The sequence below is a fragment of the Sphingobacterium bovistauri genome (assembly GCF_020295405.1).
Taxonomy (GTDB): domain Bacteria; phylum Bacteroidota; class Bacteroidia; order Sphingobacteriales; family Sphingobacteriaceae; genus Sphingobacterium; species Sphingobacterium bovistauri.
In genome coordinates this window covers 1-17,423 of sequence record NZ_JADEYP010000002.1, presented here as the reverse complement: position 1 = coordinate 17,423, position 17,423 = coordinate 1, and the positions used below count along the sequence as shown (strand labels likewise).

The window sequence follows — 17,423 nt, the reverse complement described above, 5'->3', positions numbered from 1 at the left end:
TTTAGTCCCTATAATATGCCCAATATTGGTAAAATAGCGCAGATTATCGGCCCAGTGGTTGACGTCAACTTTGCCGACAATGAAAATCTTCCTAAGATTTACGATGCATTGTACATTGAAAAAGAAAATGGACAACGTGTCGTTTTAGAAGTTCAACAACACTTAGGTGAAGAACGTGTTCGTACGATTGCGATGGATGCTACAGAAGGTTTAGTACGTGGTATGAAAGTGGTTGACACTGGTGCTCCTATTAAAATGCCTGTTGGTGAAGAAATCAAAGGTCGTGTATTCAACGTAGTTGGAGATCCTATTGATGGTATTCGCGAATTGGACAAAACTAATGGACGTCCTATCCACAATACACCTCCTAAATTCGAAGATTTATCTACTGAATCAGAAGTCCTTTTCACAGGTATCAAAGTAATTGACTTACTAGAGCCTTATTCTAAAGGTGGTAAAATCGGATTATTTGGTGGTGCTGGTGTAGGTAAAACTGTATTAATTCAAGAGTTAATCAACAATATCGCTAAAGGTCACGGTGGTCTTTCAGTATTTGCTGGTGTAGGTGAGCGTACACGTGAAGGTAATGACTTATTACGTGAGATGTTGGAATCAGGCATTATCAAATATGGAGATCACTTCATGGAAGGTATGGAAAAAGGCGAATGGCCTTTGGATACTGTTGACCAAGAATTGATGAAAGAGTCTAAATGTACTTTCGTATTCGGTCAGATGAATGAGCCTCCAGGTGCACGTGCACGTGTAGCGTTATCAGGTTTGACTGTTGCAGAATATTTCCGTGACGGTGAAGGTGATGGACAAGGTAAAGATGTATTATTCTTTATTGATAATATCTTCCGTTTCACACAAGCGGGTTCTGAGGTATCAGCTTTATTAGGTCGTATGCCATCAGCGGTAGGTTACCAACCTACATTAGCTACAGAGATGGGTTTGATGCAAGAGCGTATTACTTCAACTAAAAACGGATCTATCACTTCAGTACAAGCAGTATATGTACCTGCCGATGACTTAACTGACCCTGCTCCAGCGACGACTTTCGCTCACTTGGATGCAACTACAGTATTGTCACGTAAAATTGCTGAGTTAGGTATTTACCCTGCAGTGGATCCTTTGGATTCTACTTCACGTATCTTATCTCCTGCAGTATTAGGTAACGAGCATTACGATACAGCACAACGTGTGAAAGAAATTTTACAACGTTACAAAGAACTTCAAGATATCATCGCTATCTTAGGTATGGACGAGTTATCTGAAGAAGATAAATTGACAGTACACCGCGCACGTCGTGTACAACGTTTCTTATCTCAACCATTCCACGTAGCGGAGCAATTTACAGGTTTGAAAGGTGTGTTAGTAGATATCAAAGATACAATCAAAGGTTTCAACATGATCATCGACGGTGAGACTGACGAATACCCAGAAGCAGCTTTCAACTTAGTAGGTTCTATCGAAGAAGCTATCGAGAAAGGTAAGAAATTATTAGCAGAAGCAGTTTAATTATAAGTATTGCGTACTGAGTATAGGGTAATGAGATTTTCTCTACTCCATACTCAATACTCCATACTCAATACTATATAGCAAAATGAAATTACAAGTAATAACTCCAGACAAAATAGCTTACGAAGGTGAGGTAACAGCAGTTACGGTACCTGGATCTGCTGGTTCTTTTCAAATTTTGAAAGATCATGCTGCTATTGTCTCTACGTTAGAAGACGGCAAAGTCATTATTAAAAATAGTAATGGCGAAGAAGTCATTATTATTAAAGGTGGTGTAGTCGAAGTAAAGGACAACAATATCATCGTTTTGGCAGAAGGAATTGTGCAAGGATAACGACAAAAGATAATGATAAAATAGCCCTTAAGACTTCAAGTTTTAAGGGCTATTTTTTTATACTTTCCTCAGTCAATTCAGTGTTTTAAGAAGAATTTCAGCGATAAATCAGAAATATTCAAAACCAATAAAATATACCAATTTTAATTTCGGTCTGCTTATTGAAAAATTAAATTTTGGTAAAATTATATTTCATAGAATATTTTAAAGTAAAAAACTAAAAATCGAAATAAAAAACTTTTTAAAAATAAAGTGTTTGTCTATTGTAAAGAATTTTTTTTCGTCTTAACTTGACGAAGCATCTAAATCGAATACGTGTACCAATTCTTTGGGGAGGGAATGTACACCTTAATAATTTATATCATATGCAATACTATAATCAGAACACGAAAATATTTCTAAACAGCGAGTTTGTCAATGCGAATTCTGCTGGTATAGATTTATTCGGTCAGTCGTTGCATTATGGCTATGGTGCTTTTGAAGGATTACGCGCGTATAGTACACACAATGGCACACGTATTTTCAAAGCCGAAGCACATTTCGAAAGATTGCGCAAGTCTTGTGAATCTATAGGTCTTCCATACGTATGGAACAATAGAACATTAATAGAGAAGTGTTACGAATTGTTAGAAATTAACAATCTACGTAGCGCTTATATAAGACCTCTTGTATTCTCAGGATCAAACATGCACTTAACATCTTCGGAAGACGCAAACATTATGTTGGCTGCATGGGAATGGGGACCGTACCTAGGTCAAAATCTATTGCGTGTAAACATTTCAAGTTACGAACGTCCTAACCCAAAATCTTTTCATATTGATGCAAAGATTTCTGGTCAATACATCAACTCCATTCTGGCATCCACAGATGCTATTCGCAATGGCTATGATGAAGCGTTGCTGATGGATCAAAATGGCTTCGTAGCGCAAGCCTCGAGTGAGAATTTATTTATTGAAAAAGATTATAAGATATATACCCCGCCACTTGATAACATTTTTCCCGGTATCACTAGACAAACGGTGATAGGAATTTGCAAAGAGTTGGGATTCGATATCATCGAAAAGAAACTAACCATCCAGGATATATACACAGCAGACAGTGCCTTCTTAAGTGGCACTGCAGCTGAAATTATCGGGGTAAAACAAGTTGATCATATTATTTATAAAGAAGAATGGGAACATAGCATTGGTGCTACGATCCAACGAAAATATAAAAACTTAGTATTAGAGCAAGAGAATTATGAAGTCATCATCTGATAACGAAAAAGGAATCAATAAGTACAGTCGCATCTTCACACAAGACGAGACACAACCAGCTGCCAAAGCCATGCTTTATGGTATCGGATTGACCGATACTGATATGGACAAAGCGCAAGTGGGTATCGCTAGTATGGGCTATGATGGTAATACATGTAACATGCACTTGAATGACTTAGCTCAAGTCGTCAAAAAAGGAACATGGGACAATGGATTAGTCGGACTTACTTTTGGTACTATTGGTGTGAGTGATGGTATGAGTAATGGTACAGATGGGATGCGTTATTCATTGGTATCACGTGATGTTATTGCTGACAGTATCGAAACGATTTGTGGTGGTCAATATTATGACGGATTAATTGCTATCCCAGGTTGTGACAAAAATATGCCGGGTGCTATCATCGCTATGGCACGTTTGGACCGTCCTGCTATTATGGTATATGGTGGTACTATTGCTCCAGGTCATTATAAAGGCGAAGAACTGAATATTGTTTCTGCTTTCGAAGCATTAGGACAAAAAATATGTGGCAACATGTCGGAAGAAGATTTCCAAGGTGTCATTAAGCATACTTGTCCAGGCGCTGGTGCATGTGGCGGTATGTATACAGCTAACACTATGGCCTCAGCTATCGAAGCGTTAGGGATGAGCTTGCCTTATTCGTCTTCAAATCCAGCTATTTCAGAAGAAAAACAAGCAGAATGTCTAGACGCAGGTAAATACATCCGTATTTTATTAGAAAAAGACATCAAGCCTTCAGATATTATGACACGCAAAGCTTTTGAAAATGCTTTACGTTCTATCATTATTTTGGGAGGAAGTACCAATGCCGTATTACACTTTATCGCTATCGGTAAAGCCATCGGTGTAGATATTACTCAAGATGATTTCCAACGCATGTCTGACGAAACTCCAGTATTGGCAGATTTTAAACCTTCTGGTAAATACTTAATGCAAGATTTACAACAATATGGAGGCACACCTGCTGTGTTGCGTTATTTACTAGATAATGGTTTATTGCATGGTGATTGTATGACTGTAACAGGTAAAACTGTTGCTGAAAACTTAGCTGATGTAAAATCAGTTATTGATTACAATCAACCTATTATCAAACCTTTGAGTGAGCCGATCAAAGCAACCGGTCACTTACAAGTGCTTTATGGAAATTTAGCAGAAAAAGGTTCTGTAGCTAAGATTTCAGGTAAAGAAGGGGAACGTTTTGTAGGTCCAGCACGTGTTTTTGACGGAGAACATGATTTGGTATCTGGTATCAAAACCGGCAGAATCAAACCAGGTGATGTAGTCGTAATTAAAAATGAAGGTCCAGTTGGAGCACCAGGCATGCCTGAAATGTTGAAACCAACTTCATTGATTATTGGTGCAGGCTTAGGCAAATCAATAGCTCTAATCACCGATGGTCGCTTCTCTGGTGGTACACATGGTTTTGTAGTAGGACACATCACACCTGAAGCATACAACGGTGGATTAATTGGCTTGGTAGAAGATGATGACATCATCGAAATTGACGCTGTTAATAATACGATCACATTAAAAGTTGAAGACAGTATCATTGCTGACCGTCGTGCAAAATGGACACAACCCGCATTGAAAGTTACTAAAGGTGTATTGTACAAATACGCTAAGACGGTTGCTGATGCTTCACAAGGTTGTGTAACGGATTTATAATAAATATTTAGTAAAGCGTATTTAGTAGGTAGATTTAAAACCACCACTTATTCTTTACTGATTTAGATAACATGATAAAATAATTAGGATTATTAGACCAATAAGTCTAAATACTCAATACTAATATCTTAATACTAACAATAAAATGAGTACACTGGAGAAAACAGAAACAAAGAAACCCCAAACCATTGCAGCCAATACACAGATATCGGGTTCGCAAGCGGTGTTGGAAGCTTTGATTCATGAAGGAGTTGACACGGTATTCGGCTACCCAGGCGGTGCGATTATGCCCATTTATGATGCATTATATGATTATAATGACAAAATAAAACATATTCTGGTCCGTCACGAGCAAGGTGGAATTCACGCAGCTCAGGGGTTTGCTCGCACTTCAGGTCGTGTGGGTGTCGCTTTTGCAACATCAGGTCCTGGTGCAACAAATTTGGTAACTGGTCTAGCTGACGCGATGATTGATAGCAATCCTATTGTCTGCATAACCGGACAAGTGTTTGCATCATTATTGGGAACGGATGCTTTCCAAGAGACGGATGTAATTAACATTACTAGCCCTGTGACAAAATGGAATTATCAGGTAACTGATGCAACAGAAATTCCTTCAGTTTTAGCTAAAGCATTTTATATTGCAGGTACTGGTCGTCCAGGTCCGGTATTGATTGATATCACGAAAAATGCGCAGATGCAGTTATTCGATTATGAAGGCTATGAACCATGTTCTCATATTCGTAGTTACCGCCCAAAACCAATTGTTCGTAAAGAGTATATAGAAGAAGCTGCAGCATTAATCAACTCAGCAAAAAAACCATTTGTAATTTTTGGTCAAGGTGTAATCCTTGGTAAAGCAGAACAAGAATTCAAAGAATTCATCGAAACAGGTGGTTTTCCTGCTGCGACTACAGTAATGGGGTTGAGCGCTTTAGAAACTGACCATTCACAACATGTCGGTATGTTGGGTATGCATGGTAATTATGCCCCAAACGTGATGACCAACGAGTGTGATGTTTTGATTGCAATAGGTATGCGTTTTGATGACCGTGTAACTGGTCGTTTGGATAAATATGCAAAACAAGCAAAAGTTGTTCACCTAGATATTGACCCTGCTGAAATTGACAAAAATGTAAAAGCGACTGTTCCTGTATGGGGAGACTGTAAAGAAACTTTGCCTTTGTTAACTGCATTACTTACGAAAGTAGATCATTCAGCTTGGTTACAACAATTTAGAGATTTAGAACAAGAAGAAATTAAAGAAGTAATTCACGATGAATTAAATCCTACGAGTGATGTAATGACTATGGGTGAAGTTATTCGTGTATTGAATGAGTTGACAAATGGCGATGCTGTTATTGTAACAGATGTAGGTCAACATCAAATGGTCACTTGTCGTTATGCGAAGTTCAATTCATCTAAATCCAATGTAACTTCTGGCGGTCTTGGCACAATGGGATTCGGATTACCGGCAGCCATCGGTGCTTGGTATGGTGCACCTCACCGTGACGTAATCGCTATTATTGGTGATGGTGGTTTCCAAATGACTTTACAAGAATTGGGCACTATTATGCAATTCGGTGCTAAGGTGAAAATCATGATTCTTAATAATGAATTTTTAGGTATGGTACGCCAGTGGCAACAATTGTTCCACGACAGACGTTACTCATTTGTAAATATCACAAGTCCGGATTTCGTCGCATTAGCGAAGTCGTATTATTTGGATGGAAATAAAATTTCAGAACGTAAAGACTTGGTATCCGCTGTGAAAACGATGTTGGATCATGACGGCGGCTATTTATTAGAAGTTATGGTTGGAAAAGAAAACAACGTATTCCCGATGGTAGCACAAGGTACAAGTGTATCAGAAATTAGATTGAAATAAAATGGAAAAGCAAGAATTTACCATTACGCTATATACAGAAAACGCCATCGGTATGATAGGTCGTATTTCTAATATTTTTTCAAGACGTAAAATCAACATCGAAAGCTTGAACACCTCTCCTTCTGAGGTAGATGGCATTCACCGTTTCACCATTTTGATTACCGAATCAGAAGATGTGGTCCGTAAACTTTGTCGTCAAATCGAGAAACAAGTCGAAGTATTGAAAGCTTATTTCAATACTAATGATGAATTAATTTGGCAAGAACAAGCCTTGTACAAAGTACCTACAGAGGTTGTAAACGAAAAAGTTTACGTGGAGCGTTTATTACGTGAATACGGTGCAAATGTCGTTGTGATTCGTCCAGATTATATCGTATTCGAAACAGCTGGTCACCGCGAGGAGATTGACCGATTAACGGAAGAATTAACTAAATACGGCTTAATCGAGTTCGTACGTGGTGCACGTATCGCTATTATCAAAGCAAGTGCAGGGTTCCACTCGAAATTAAAGCAATTCGAGAAAGAAGAACCTTCGCCAGAAATCGTAGAAAACGAATTCTTAGATCAACAAGACACTGTATTTACGATGTAATTTTATGGAGCAGGTATTTAAATTCATTATCGACGCGCGTAAAGCTTTCATCAAAGACATTGAAAGTCTTTCATTAGAACAGTTAAATGAAATTCCTACTGGATTCAACAATAACATCATTTGGAATTTTGGTCATATTGTAGTGACTACTCCTATTTTATGTTATGTAAGATCAGGCATTTGGGCTGATGCAAGTCAAGTAAGATTTGCTGCAGCTTATGCCAAAGGAACAAAACCTACATATTTTGTTACACAAGAAGAAGTAGAAGCATTAAAAGCGCTAGCGATTTCTTCTATCCAAGCGATTGAAGCGGATTATAAAGCTGGAAAATTAAGTAATATCACACCTTTCGAAACGAGCACATATGGTGCTACATTGAATAGTATTGAGGATATTATCATTACTACAGCAGGTCACGACAACACGCATTTAGGCTATGTAACAGCGCAAAAAAGAATAATCAACAAATAAATAAACTAGAAAAGATTTTAAAATAGTACAACAATGGCAAATTATTTTAACACATTACCTCTTAGAGAGCAATTAAACCAATTAGGTGTAGCAGAATTTATGGACTCAGCAGAATTTGCTGATGGCGTAAATGCTTTAAAAGGTAAAAAAATCGTAATCGTAGGTGCTGGTGCGCAGGGTTTAAATCAAGGACTAAACCTGAGAGATAGTAGTCTTGATGTATCTTACGCGTTACGTAAAGAAGCTATTGAGCAAAAAAGAGATTCATGGAAAAATGCAACTGATAACAATTTCACCGTAGGTACATACGACGAATTAATCCCTACAGCGGATTTAGTTATCAACTTGACTCCAGATAAACAACATACTTCAGTTATCAATGCGGTAATGCCATTGATGAAACAAGGAGCTACATTATCTTATTCGCACGGTTTCAACATCGTAGAAGAAGGCATGCAAATCCGTAAAGATATTACTGTAATCATGGTAGCGCCTAAATGTCCAGGTTCTGAAGTACGTGCTGAGTACTTAAGAGGTTTCGGTGTTCCTACATTGATCGCTGTTCACCCAGAAAATGACCCTCAAGATAAAGGATGGGCTGAGGCAAAAGCATATTGTGTAGGTACAGGTGGTCACCACGCAGGTGTATTGAAATCATCTTTCGTAGCAGAGGTTAAATCTGACTTGATGGGTGAGCAAACAATCCTTTGTGGGTTGTTACAAACTGGTTCAATCCTTTCTTTTGACAAAATGGTTGAAAAAGGTATTGATGCTGGATATGCTTCTAAATTGGTTCAATATGGTGTAGAGGTAATTACTGAAGCTTTAAAGCACGGTGGTGTATCAGGTATGCTTGACCGTTTGAGCAACCCTGCTAAAGTGAAAGCTTTTGAATTGTCAGAAGAATTGAAAGACATCATGCGTCCATTGTTCCAAAAACACCAAGACGATATTATGTCAGGTGAGTTTTCTAAAACTATGATGGAAGACTGGGCTAATGGTGATGCGAACTTATTGAAATGGAGAGCTGAAACAGGTGAAACAGCATTCGAAAAAACTCCTGCTGGTGATGTTAAAATCAACGAGCAAGAATACTTTGACAACTATTTATTGATGGTTGCTTTCGTAAGAGCTGGTGTAGAATTAGCTTTCGAAACGATGGTTGAAGCGGGTATTAAACCAGAATCTGCTTACTACGAGTCATTGCACGAAACTCCATTGATCGCAAATACGATTGCACGTAAAAAATTATTCGAAATGAACCGTGTTATTTCGGATACAGCAGAGTACGGTTGTTACTTATTCGATCAAGCTTGTAAACCATTGTTAGCTGATTTCATGAAAACAGTAGATACTGATATCGTTGGTAAAAACTTCAATGAAGGTAAAGATGGTTCAGTGGATAACACTAAATTGGTTCAAATCAATGACGTGTTGCGCAATCATCAAGTAGAAATCGTAGGACGTAAATTACGTAAAGCGATGACTGCAATGAAGACGATTAAAACAGTTTAATATTTCGTAATTTTGATAATTACAAAAAAGGGATAAAGCGCATTGAAAGCCTTTATCCCTTTCGAAATTACTTATACTATACATAAGAGAAATGGGAAAAACATTAGTAGAAAAAATTTGGGATGCTCACGTCGTCAAGCGTGCGGAGGGTTTTCCAGATATCTTGTATATCGATACGCATTTGATTCATGAGGTGACTTCTCCTCAGGCATTCGATGGATTGCGCAAAAGAGGTCTTCCTGTATTCCGTCCAAATCAAACTGTTGCGACAGCCGATCACAACGTTCCTACTTTAGATCAACACCTTCCGATTAAAGAAGAATTATCCCGCTACCAAGTGGATATGTTGACTAAAAACACGTCAGAGTTTGGCATCGAATTGTATGGTTTAGGTCATCCTTATCAAGGCATTGTACACGTTATCGGCCCAGAGCTGGGCATTACCTTGCCGGGAAAAACTATGGTGTGTGGTGATAGCCACACCTCTACACATGGTGCCTTTGGTGCTATTGCTTTCGGTATCGGTACTTCTCAAGTAGAACAAGTTTTCGCGACACAATGTTTATTGCAATCAAAACCAAAAACGATGAAAATCGAAGTAAATGGTGAATTGCAAAAAGGTGTTGGCGCAAAAGATATTATCCTTTACGTTATTTCAAAAACTACCGCAGCAGGTGGTACAGGTTATTTCGTTGAATTCGCAGGTTCGGCTATCCGCTCGTTGAGCATGGAGGGTCGTATGACTGTATGTAATATGAGTATTGAAATGGGTGCACGTGGTGGTCTTATCGCACCTGATGCTACAACTTTCGATTACATCAAAGGGAGAGAATTTGCACCCAAAGGTGAAAAATGGGATGAAGCATTAGCGTATTGGGAAACATTGTACACTGATGAAGATGCGGAGTTTGACGCAGTATTAACATTCGATGCGGCTGATATTCAACCGATGATTACCTACGGTACAAATCCAGGAATGGGTATCGGTGTACAACAAAATATTCCAACTACAACTGCGCAACCTGAGAGTGAGCAACCTTCTTACCAAAAGGCATTAGACTATATGGGTTTTGCAGATGGCGAGAAAGTTTTGGGTAAACCCGTAGATTATGTTTTCATTGGTTCGTGTACGAATTCACGTATCGAAGATTTACGTCAAGTAGCGGCATTTGTTTCTGGTAAACAAAAAGCAGAAGGTGTAGAAGTGTGGATTGTACCGGGTTCTAAACAAGTAGAAGCGCAAGCAATAGCGGAGGGCATCGACAAAGTATTCGAAGCGGCAGGTTTCCAATTGCGTGAACCAGGATGTTCAGCTTGTTTGGGTATGAATGAGGATAAAATCCCAGCAGGAAAATACTGTGTATCGACCTCAAACAGAAACTTCGAAGGCCGTCAAGGTCCTAATGCACGCACAATGTTGGTAAGCCCATTGACAGCAGCAGCAGCAGCTATCACGGGTAAAGTTACAGATGTAAGAGAATTAATTTAAGATAAAGCTCGAATATGTGTCAAATTTGTCAAGCAGTAACTGTTACCGAAAACAAGGTGATTGATAGAACAGGTCAAAATGCCTCTTCGATCTTCAACCAACGTTCGTTGGAACAAGATTACAGAACACTTAAATCAGCTTTAAAACCTGGCTTGAGAGTTTTGGATATTGGCTGTGGTACAGGTTCGATTACCAAAGATATCGCCCACTTGGTTGGTCCGACGGGTTATGTCATTGGAGTAGATAATACCGAGTCATTTATTGACGAAGGAAAATCACTTTTTTCAGAAGTTGATAATCTTGAGCTTATCCATATGGATATATTAGATTTCGAATCAGACGAAAAATTTGACTTAATTGTATCTGCGCGTACGTTTCAATGGATTTCTACTTTAGACAAAGCTATTGAGAAGATCAAATCATTGTTGAAGCCTAATGGACAAGTATCTATTTTGGATTATAATCACGAAGCCATCAATTGGACACCAAAGATTCCAGCAAGCATGCAGAATTTTTACAACATGTTTTTGATGTGGCGTAAAGATGCAGGTATGAACAATCGCATTGGTTTTGACTTGATTGATATCTTCGAAGAACATGGTTTTAGCGAAATTGAAATTTTCAACGCCGATGAACATTACGAACGTATGTTTCCTGCACATCTTGAAAAGCTAAAAGTTTGGTCCAAAGTAGCAAGTTCTAAACAAATGGTTGAAGAAGGGTATATCTCCGATGAAGACCGTTTGCAAGCTATCGCAGATTACAACAATTGGGCAGAACATGATGCGACAAGTATGACCATGAAGCTGAGAGAAGTAAGAGCAATTTTAAATTAATACAACACATAAATTAAATTCATAAGTCGAATAGTCTTTTGACTTTATACTTTGAAAGATGAAAAAATTTGAAAAATTAACTTCAAGCGTAGTTCCACTACCGATTGAAAATATCGATACGGACCAAATCATTCCTGCTCGTTTCTTAAAAGCAACGACACGTGATGGTTTTGGTAAAAACTTATTCCGTGACTGGCGCTTCGACAACAACAATCAGCCAAAAGCTGACTTCGTATTGAATAATCCTCAATATTCTGGTCAAGTATTGGTTGCTGGTAAAAACTTCGGCTGTGGATCCTCACGTGAGCACGCTGCTTGGGCGATTGACGACTACGGTTTCAAAGTTGTGGTAAGCTCTTTCTTTGCTGATATTTTCAAAGGAAATGCATTGAATAATGGCGTATTGCCAATTACAGTAACAGAAGAATTCTTAGAAAAAATATTCGCTCAAGTTTTCATCGATGCAAATGCACAATTAGTGGTGGATTTGGAAGCTGAGACATTGACAATTGCTGCAACAGGTGAATCATTTCAATTTGAAATCAATCCATACAAAAAATCATGTTTGATCAATGGATACGATGACATCGACTTTATTTTGAGTCATACCGATGAAATCAAAAGTTTCGAGCAAACAAGACCGTATTCGTTTTATAGATAAAAATTAATGACAGAACCAGTCGTCCATATTGATAATTTAACTATTCAATACCCGAATAATTTGGTATTAAATTCTCTTGATTGGTCTATCCAACAAGGTGAAAATTATATTATTGGAGGCACGTCTGGTTCTGGCAAAACAACTATAGCGAAAGCTATTGCGGGATTAATTTTTACAGATAACACAGTTAAAGTGACTTTTGATGATTCAAAATCACTTCCTGCTAAGGTTACATACATCTCCAATTGGTATCAATTTACCAATCTGGAAGGCGATCGCAATTTTTACTACCAACAACGCTATAACCATCATCAAGGTCATGATACCTTAACAGTGAAAGCTGAGTTGGAACATTTTGCAAAAAAGGAAAACCTAGATTTTTCGGATATTCAACAACGCGTTCAGGATTTTGGATTTGAAGATGTGCAATCATCTCAACTGATTGAATTGTCGAGTGGAGAACACAAGAAATTGCAATTGGTTCGTGGATTATGGGAGAAACCGCAACTATTAATTATTGACGAACCGTATACTGGTTTGGACAAAAATTCAAGAGTGGTGTTGAACAATTGGCTGGATGAGTTGGTGCAAGAAGGTGTACAGCTAATCTTGATTACAAACGACACCCTGTTGCCACAATCTATCAATCGTTATGCACATTTAGTAGATGGCAAAATAGAAATTGTGGATTCTCAAGCTGACTTTGCAAAAGATAAAAAACGTCAGCAAAAGGAACTACCAGCATTCTTACGTGCAATTCCTGAGACAAATTTTGATACTGTAGCCGAATTGAATAATATTTTCATTCGCTACGGAGATAAGGTCGTATTGAAGGATGTGTCTTGGAAAATAAATGTTGGCGAAAAATGGTTGTTACAAGGACCAAATGGTTCTGGTAAGTCGACCCTACTGAGTCTTATCAACGGCGACCACCCTCAAGCCTATGGACATAATCTTTCACTATTTGGAAATAAGAGAGGTTCGGGTGAAAGCATTTGGGATATAAAACAAAAAATCGGGATTATTTCCCCCGAGATTCATTGGTATTTTGATCAAAACGCTACTGTCTGGCATACTATTGCATCGGGTTTTTACGACAGTATTGGTTGGTTTATTGATGTAAAATTCCAAGAGAAAACACAAATTGAAGAATTATTGGAGTTTTTTGATTTGATGGATGTCAAAAATAAAAATCTACACACTTTACCGCTAGGCAAACAAAGACTAGCATTGCTGGCAAGAACAATTATCAAAAATCCACCATTATTGGTGTTGGATGAACCTTGCCAAGGTTTGGATAATGACCAAACCAAATATTTTAACGATGTAGTGGACGAATTGGCGCATTATGGCAAGACATTAATTTATGTAGGTCATTATGTGTCGCAATTGCCATCATGCATCGAACATAAAATTGTATTAGAGAAGGGCGAAGTAAAAGCCATAGAAAATATATTAGAAACAGTAGCATAACAAATGAAGAAAAATATTCTAATCATTCCAGGTGATGGAATTGGACAAGAGGTTACAATATGGGGAAAGCAAGCCTTAGAGGCTATTGCTGTAAAGTATAACCATGAATTTGCTTTTGATGAAGCGATCATGGGGCACACAGCAATAGAAGCAAAAGGTAATCCATTACCAGATGAAACTCTTGAAAAAGCAAAAGCTTCGGATGCGATTTTATTTGGTGCGATTGGTCATGCCAAATACGACAACGATCCTTCAGCGAAAATTCGTCCTGAGCAAGGTTTATTGAAAATTCGTAAAGAGTTGGGTTTGTACGCCAACTTACGTCCTATTCTATTATTTGATGAATTATTAGATGCTTCAAGCTTAAAACCTGAAGTGTTACGTGGAACAGATATTTTATTCTTCCGTGAATTGACAGGTGATGTGTACTTCGGTGAGAAAAAACGCAATGAAGACAATACTTTTGCTTCGGATTTAATGAATTACCACCGTTATGAAGTAGAGCGTATTGCACGTAAGGCATATGAAGCAGCTCGTACACGTGGCAAAAAATTATGTTCAGTAGATAAAGCTAACGTTTTAGAAACTTCACGCCTTTGGAGGGAAGTAGTTCAAGAATTAGCTAAAGAATATTCGGATGTAGAGACAGAACACATGTTTATCGACAATGCAGCAATGCAATTAGTTAAAAATCCGAAAAAATTTGATGTGGTATTGACTGCAAATTTGTTTGGTGATATCTTGACAGATGAAGCTTCACAAATTGCGGGTTCAATGGGTATGTTGGCTTCAGCTTCTATCGGTGACAGCACAGGTTTCTTTGAGCCTATCCACGGTTCTGCACACGATATCGCTGGACAGAATAAAGCGAATCCATTAGCTTCTATCCTATCGGCAGCATTGTTGTTGGATATTGCATTTGGTCTACAAGAAGAAGCTAAAACTGTAACTACGGCGGTAGCAGATACTTTGAAAGCGGGCTGGAGAACAGGTGATATTGCAAATGCAGATACACCAGCAGACAAAATTTTGGGCACAAACGAAATGGGTGCTAAAGTTTTAGAATTTATAAAGTAAGAAATAACCAAGGTATAATCATATAAAGGAAAAGATTATGTTACACGATCCGAATCACTTATACATTTTCGACACGACGTTACGTGATGGCGAGCAAGTACCGGGATGTCAATTGACAACTCTTGAAAAAGTCGAAATTGCAAAAGATCTTGAACGCTTAGGTGTAGATATCATCGAAGCAGGTTTCCCAGTGTCAAGCCCTGGTGATTTTCAGTCTGTTGTAGAATTATCAAAAGCTGTAAATGATGTGATCATTTGTGCGTTAACACGTGCTAATGAAAATGACATCAAAGTAGCTGCTGAAGCTTTAAAATACGCAAAGAGACCACGTATCCACACAGGTATCGGAACCTCTGACGTTCATATTCAATACAAATTCAACAGTACACACGATGCAATTTTGGAACGCGGTATCGCAGCCGTAAAGTATGCAAAACAATTTGTTGAAGACGTCGAATTTTATGCTGAAGACGCAGGTCGTTCGAATCCAGAATACTTAGCTCGTATGATCGAAGGTGTTATTGCAGCAGGCGCTACTGTTGTGAATATCCCTGACACAAATGGCTACTGCTTACCGCATCAATATGGCAATATTATCAAGTACTTAAAAGAGAATGTAAGCAATATCGATCAAGCAATCATTTCTGCTCACTGCCACAATGATTTGGGTCTAGCAACAGCGAACTCTATTGCTGCTGTTCAGAATGGTGCACGTCAAATTGAATGTACGATCAATGGTATTGGCGAACGTGCTGGTAACACTTCTTTGGAAGAAGTAGCCATGATCTTGAAAGTGCACAATAAAGAATTTGGTAGCTTAACATCAAATATCGATAGCAAAATGTTCACTTATCTTTCACGCAAAGTGAGCGAAATGATGAATATGCCCGTTCAGCCTAATAAAGCGATCGTAGGTCGCAATGCATTTGCACACTCATCAGGTATTCACCAAGATGGTTTCTTGAAACACCGTGAGACTTACGAAATCATGCGTCCTGAGGACGTTGGCCTAGCTGAAGCGGATATTATCTTGACTGCTCGTTCAGGTCGTCATGCGTTGAAACATCACTTAGAACGTCTTGGTCATCACTTAGATAAAGAGGTATTAGCTAATACATACGAGCGTTTCTTGGTTTTAGCAGATGCTAAAAAAGAAATCACTGACGAAGATTTATTGACGTTAGTAAAATAAATTTAAAGGCTAGAATTCTAGCCTTTAAACTCATAAATAAACAATTACCATGAGTTTAGATATAGCTGCTCTAACTATAAATAGTCTAGAAGCAAAAGAAAGAATCAAAACTGTAGTAACACGGACACCTCTGCAATACAATCTGCATTTGTCCGAAAAATATGGCGCTGATATTTATTTAAAAAGAGAAGACCTACAAGTTGTACGCTCATATAAATTACGAGGAGCATTTAACAAAATTTCCTTACTAACGAACGAACAACGTGCTGCAGGTGTAGTATGCGCAAGTGCCGGCAATCACGCCCAAGGGGTTGCATTGTCATGCAAACGATTAGACATCAAAGGTGTAATTTTTATGCCAGGTCCTACCCCACGTCAAAAGATTACACAAACAGAAATGTGGGGTAATGGCAATATCGAAATCATTCTGACAGGTGATACATTTGACGATTGTCAAAAAGCTGCATTGGATTATTGCGCACAAAACAACATGACTTTCATCCCTCCTTTCGATGATTTACAGATTATTGAAGGACAAGGAACTGTAGCTGTTGAAATTTTGGAAGATCTTGCTGACGTTGACGCTATTCTTTTGCCTATCGGTGGTGGAGGGTTGTCTTCCGGTGTGAGCTATCACATGCGCAAATATTCGCCAACAACCAAACTATATGGTGTAGAGCCTGAAGGAGCTCCATCTATGCAAGCTGCGCTAGCAAATGGAGGCCCTATCGAACTAGAGCAGATCAACAAATTCGTAGATGGTGCTGCTGTAAAGAAAATTGGTCAATTGACGTATGATATCAGTTCACAATTATTAGATTCAGTTAAATCTATTCCTGAAGGAAAAATCTGTACGACGATATTAGAATTGTACAACAAAGATGCTATCGTAGCAGAGCCAGCTGGTGCATTAGCAATTGCAGCATTAGAGTTCCACAAAGAGGAAATCAAAGGCAAGAAAGTCGTTTGTATCGTATCAGGGGGTAATAATGACATCGATCGTATGGGCGAGATCAAAGAAATGTCATTGCTTTATGAAGGTTTCAAACATTACTTTATTGTACGCTTCCCGCAAAGACCAGGCGCACTTCGCCTTTTAGTAACCGAAGTATTGGGACCTAAAGATGATATTACCCGTTTTGAATATATAAAGAAAACAGAACGCGAACGTGGTCCTGCATTGATTGGAATAGAATTGAATAGTCCAAATGACTATATACCATTCATCGAGCGATTAAAAGAATATAAATTTGATTTTATTGAGATTAATAAAGATCAAACATTGTTCGAATATTTAGTTTAAAACAAAGAGGCTGTCTAAAAAGGTCTGTTAATTAAAGAGCCCCGTCATTAAAAAATAATGGCGGGGCTTATGTTTTTTGTCCTCAATTTTTTGTAAATTGAGGTGCACCCAAAAAACGATATGAAAGTACAAT

The 17,423-nt window shown here is 38.3% G+C and carries 15 protein-coding genes; all 15 read left to right on the top strand.

All coding sequences use genetic code 11. The features are described 5' to 3' along the window. The first annotated feature begins 15 nt into the window (after positions 1 to 15). The 15 genes from atpD to ilvA all read left to right on the top strand — a co-directional run bounded on the left by atpD (position 16) and on the right by ilvA (position 17,290). Positions 16 to 1,518 carry a F0F1 ATP synthase subunit beta gene (gene atpD / locus IPZ78_RS01390; RefSeq protein WP_225551137.1) on the top strand — a complete coding sequence of 501 codons (1,503 nt, stop codon included), beginning with the start codon at positions 16 to 18 and terminating at the stop codon, positions 1,516 to 1,518. Between the two features lie 85 nt (positions 1,519 to 1,603). Next, positions 1,604 to 1,852 carry an ATP synthase F1 subunit epsilon gene (gene atpC, locus IPZ78_RS01385; protein ID WP_225551136.1) on the top strand — a complete coding sequence of 83 codons (249 nt, stop codon included), beginning with the start codon at positions 1,604 to 1,606 and terminating at the stop codon, positions 1,850 to 1,852. Between the two features lie 290 nt (positions 1,853 to 2,142). After that, entirely contained in the window at positions 2,143 to 3,108 is a 966-nt protein-coding gene (locus tag IPZ78_RS01380) for a branched-chain amino acid transaminase (protein WP_225551135.1), read from the top strand. After that, positions 3,092 to 4,792, top strand: coding sequence for a dihydroxy-acid dehydratase (ilvD, locus tag IPZ78_RS01375; protein ID WP_225551134.1), 1,701 nt, complete (start codon positions 3,092 to 3,094; stop codon positions 4,790 to 4,792). Before IPZ78_RS01380 ends, ilvD begins: the two co-directional genes overlap by 17 nt. A gap of 145 nt (positions 4,793 to 4,937) precedes the next feature. After that, entirely contained in the window at positions 4,938 to 6,680 is a 1,743-nt protein-coding gene (ilvB, locus tag IPZ78_RS01370; RefSeq protein WP_225551133.1) for a biosynthetic-type acetolactate synthase large subunit, read from the top strand. Between the two features lies 1 nt (position 6,681). Further along, on the top strand, positions 6,682 to 7,272 hold the full coding sequence (gene ilvN / locus IPZ78_RS01365; protein ID WP_225551132.1) for an acetolactate synthase small subunit: 591 nt from the start codon (positions 6,682 to 6,684) through the stop codon (positions 7,270 to 7,272). A 4-nt stretch (positions 7,273 to 7,276) separates the two neighbouring features. After that, the gene (locus tag IPZ78_RS01360) at positions 7,277 to 7,744 is read left to right on the top strand and encodes a DinB family protein (protein ID WP_225551131.1); all 468 of its coding nucleotides are present in this window, start codon (positions 7,277 to 7,279) and stop codon (positions 7,742 to 7,744) included. A 33-nt stretch (positions 7,745 to 7,777) separates the two neighbouring features. After that, positions 7,778 to 9,259, top strand: a complete 1,482-nt coding sequence (gene ilvC, locus IPZ78_RS01355) for a ketol-acid reductoisomerase (RefSeq protein ID WP_225551130.1) — start codon at positions 7,778 to 7,780, stop codon at positions 9,257 to 9,259. A gap of 91 nt (positions 9,260 to 9,350) precedes the next feature. Next, the gene (leuC, locus tag IPZ78_RS01350) at positions 9,351 to 10,748 is read left to right on the top strand and encodes a 3-isopropylmalate dehydratase large subunit (protein WP_225551129.1); all 1,398 of its coding nucleotides are present in this window, start codon (positions 9,351 to 9,353) and stop codon (positions 10,746 to 10,748) included. A 14-nt stretch (positions 10,749 to 10,762) separates the two neighbouring features. Continuing rightward, positions 10,763 to 11,584, top strand: a complete 822-nt coding sequence (locus IPZ78_RS01345) for a methyltransferase domain-containing protein (protein WP_225551128.1) — start codon at positions 10,763 to 10,765, stop codon at positions 11,582 to 11,584. A gap of 58 nt (positions 11,585 to 11,642) precedes the next feature. Continuing rightward, complete coding sequence (gene leuD, locus IPZ78_RS01340; protein WP_225551127.1) at positions 11,643 to 12,245, top strand: 3-isopropylmalate dehydratase small subunit; 603 nt, start codon at positions 11,643 to 11,645, stop codon at positions 12,243 to 12,245. A 6-nt stretch (positions 12,246 to 12,251) separates the two neighbouring features. Continuing rightward, a complete protein-coding gene (locus tag IPZ78_RS01335) occupies positions 12,252 to 13,718 on the top strand; it encodes an ATP-binding cassette domain-containing protein (RefSeq protein WP_225551126.1) in 1,467 nt (488 codons plus the stop codon). Between the two features lie 3 nt (positions 13,719 to 13,721). Then, positions 13,722 to 14,795: a 3-isopropylmalate dehydrogenase gene (gene leuB / locus IPZ78_RS01330; RefSeq protein ID WP_225551125.1), complete on the top strand. Its 1,074-nt coding sequence runs from the start codon at positions 13,722 to 13,724 to the stop codon at positions 14,793 to 14,795. Between the two features lie 37 nt (positions 14,796 to 14,832). Further along, a complete protein-coding gene (locus IPZ78_RS01325; RefSeq protein WP_225551124.1) occupies positions 14,833 to 15,987 on the top strand; it encodes a 2-isopropylmalate synthase in 1,155 nt (384 codons plus the stop codon). Positions 15,988 to 16,036: 49 nt separating this feature from the next. Further along, entirely contained in the window at positions 16,037 to 17,290 is a 1,254-nt protein-coding gene (gene ilvA / locus IPZ78_RS01320; RefSeq protein WP_225551123.1) for a threonine ammonia-lyase IlvA, read from the top strand. Positions 17,291 to 17,423 lie beyond the last annotated feature (133 nt).

Coding starts and splice junctions, on each gene's coding strand:
- ilvD (WP_225551134.1), top strand. CDS start 3,092: ATGAAGTCATCATCTGATAACGAAAAAGGAATCAATAAGTACAGTCGC.
- leuC (WP_225551129.1), top strand. CDS start 9,351: ATGGGAAAAACATTAGTAGAAAAAATTTGGGATGCTCACGTCGTCAAG.
- ilvA (WP_225551123.1), top strand. CDS start 16,037: ATGAGTTTAGATATAGCTGCTCTAACTATAAATAGTCTAGAAGCAAAA.
- atpD (WP_225551137.1), top strand. CDS start 16: ATGCCCAATATTGGTAAAATAGCGCAGATTATCGGCCCAGTGGTTGAC.
- IPZ78_RS01345 (WP_225551128.1), top strand. CDS start 10,763: ATGTGTCAAATTTGTCAAGCAGTAACTGTTACCGAAAACAAGGTGATT.
- atpC (WP_225551136.1), top strand. CDS start 1,604: ATGAAATTACAAGTAATAACTCCAGACAAAATAGCTTACGAAGGTGAG.
- leuB (WP_225551125.1), top strand. CDS start 13,722: ATGAAGAAAAATATTCTAATCATTCCAGGTGATGGAATTGGACAAGAG.
- ilvB (WP_225551133.1), top strand. CDS start 4,938: ATGAGTACACTGGAGAAAACAGAAACAAAGAAACCCCAAACCATTGCA.
- leuD (WP_225551127.1), top strand. CDS start 11,643: ATGAAAAAATTTGAAAAATTAACTTCAAGCGTAGTTCCACTACCGATT.
- IPZ78_RS01325 (WP_225551124.1), top strand. CDS start 14,833: ATGTTACACGATCCGAATCACTTATACATTTTCGACACGACGTTACGT.
- ilvC (WP_225551130.1), top strand. CDS start 7,778: ATGGCAAATTATTTTAACACATTACCTCTTAGAGAGCAATTAAACCAA.
- IPZ78_RS01360 (WP_225551131.1), top strand. CDS start 7,277: ATGGAGCAGGTATTTAAATTCATTATCGACGCGCGTAAAGCTTTCATC.
- ilvN (WP_225551132.1), top strand. CDS start 6,682: ATGGAAAAGCAAGAATTTACCATTACGCTATATACAGAAAACGCCATC.
- IPZ78_RS01335 (WP_225551126.1), top strand. CDS start 12,252: ATGACAGAACCAGTCGTCCATATTGATAATTTAACTATTCAATACCCG.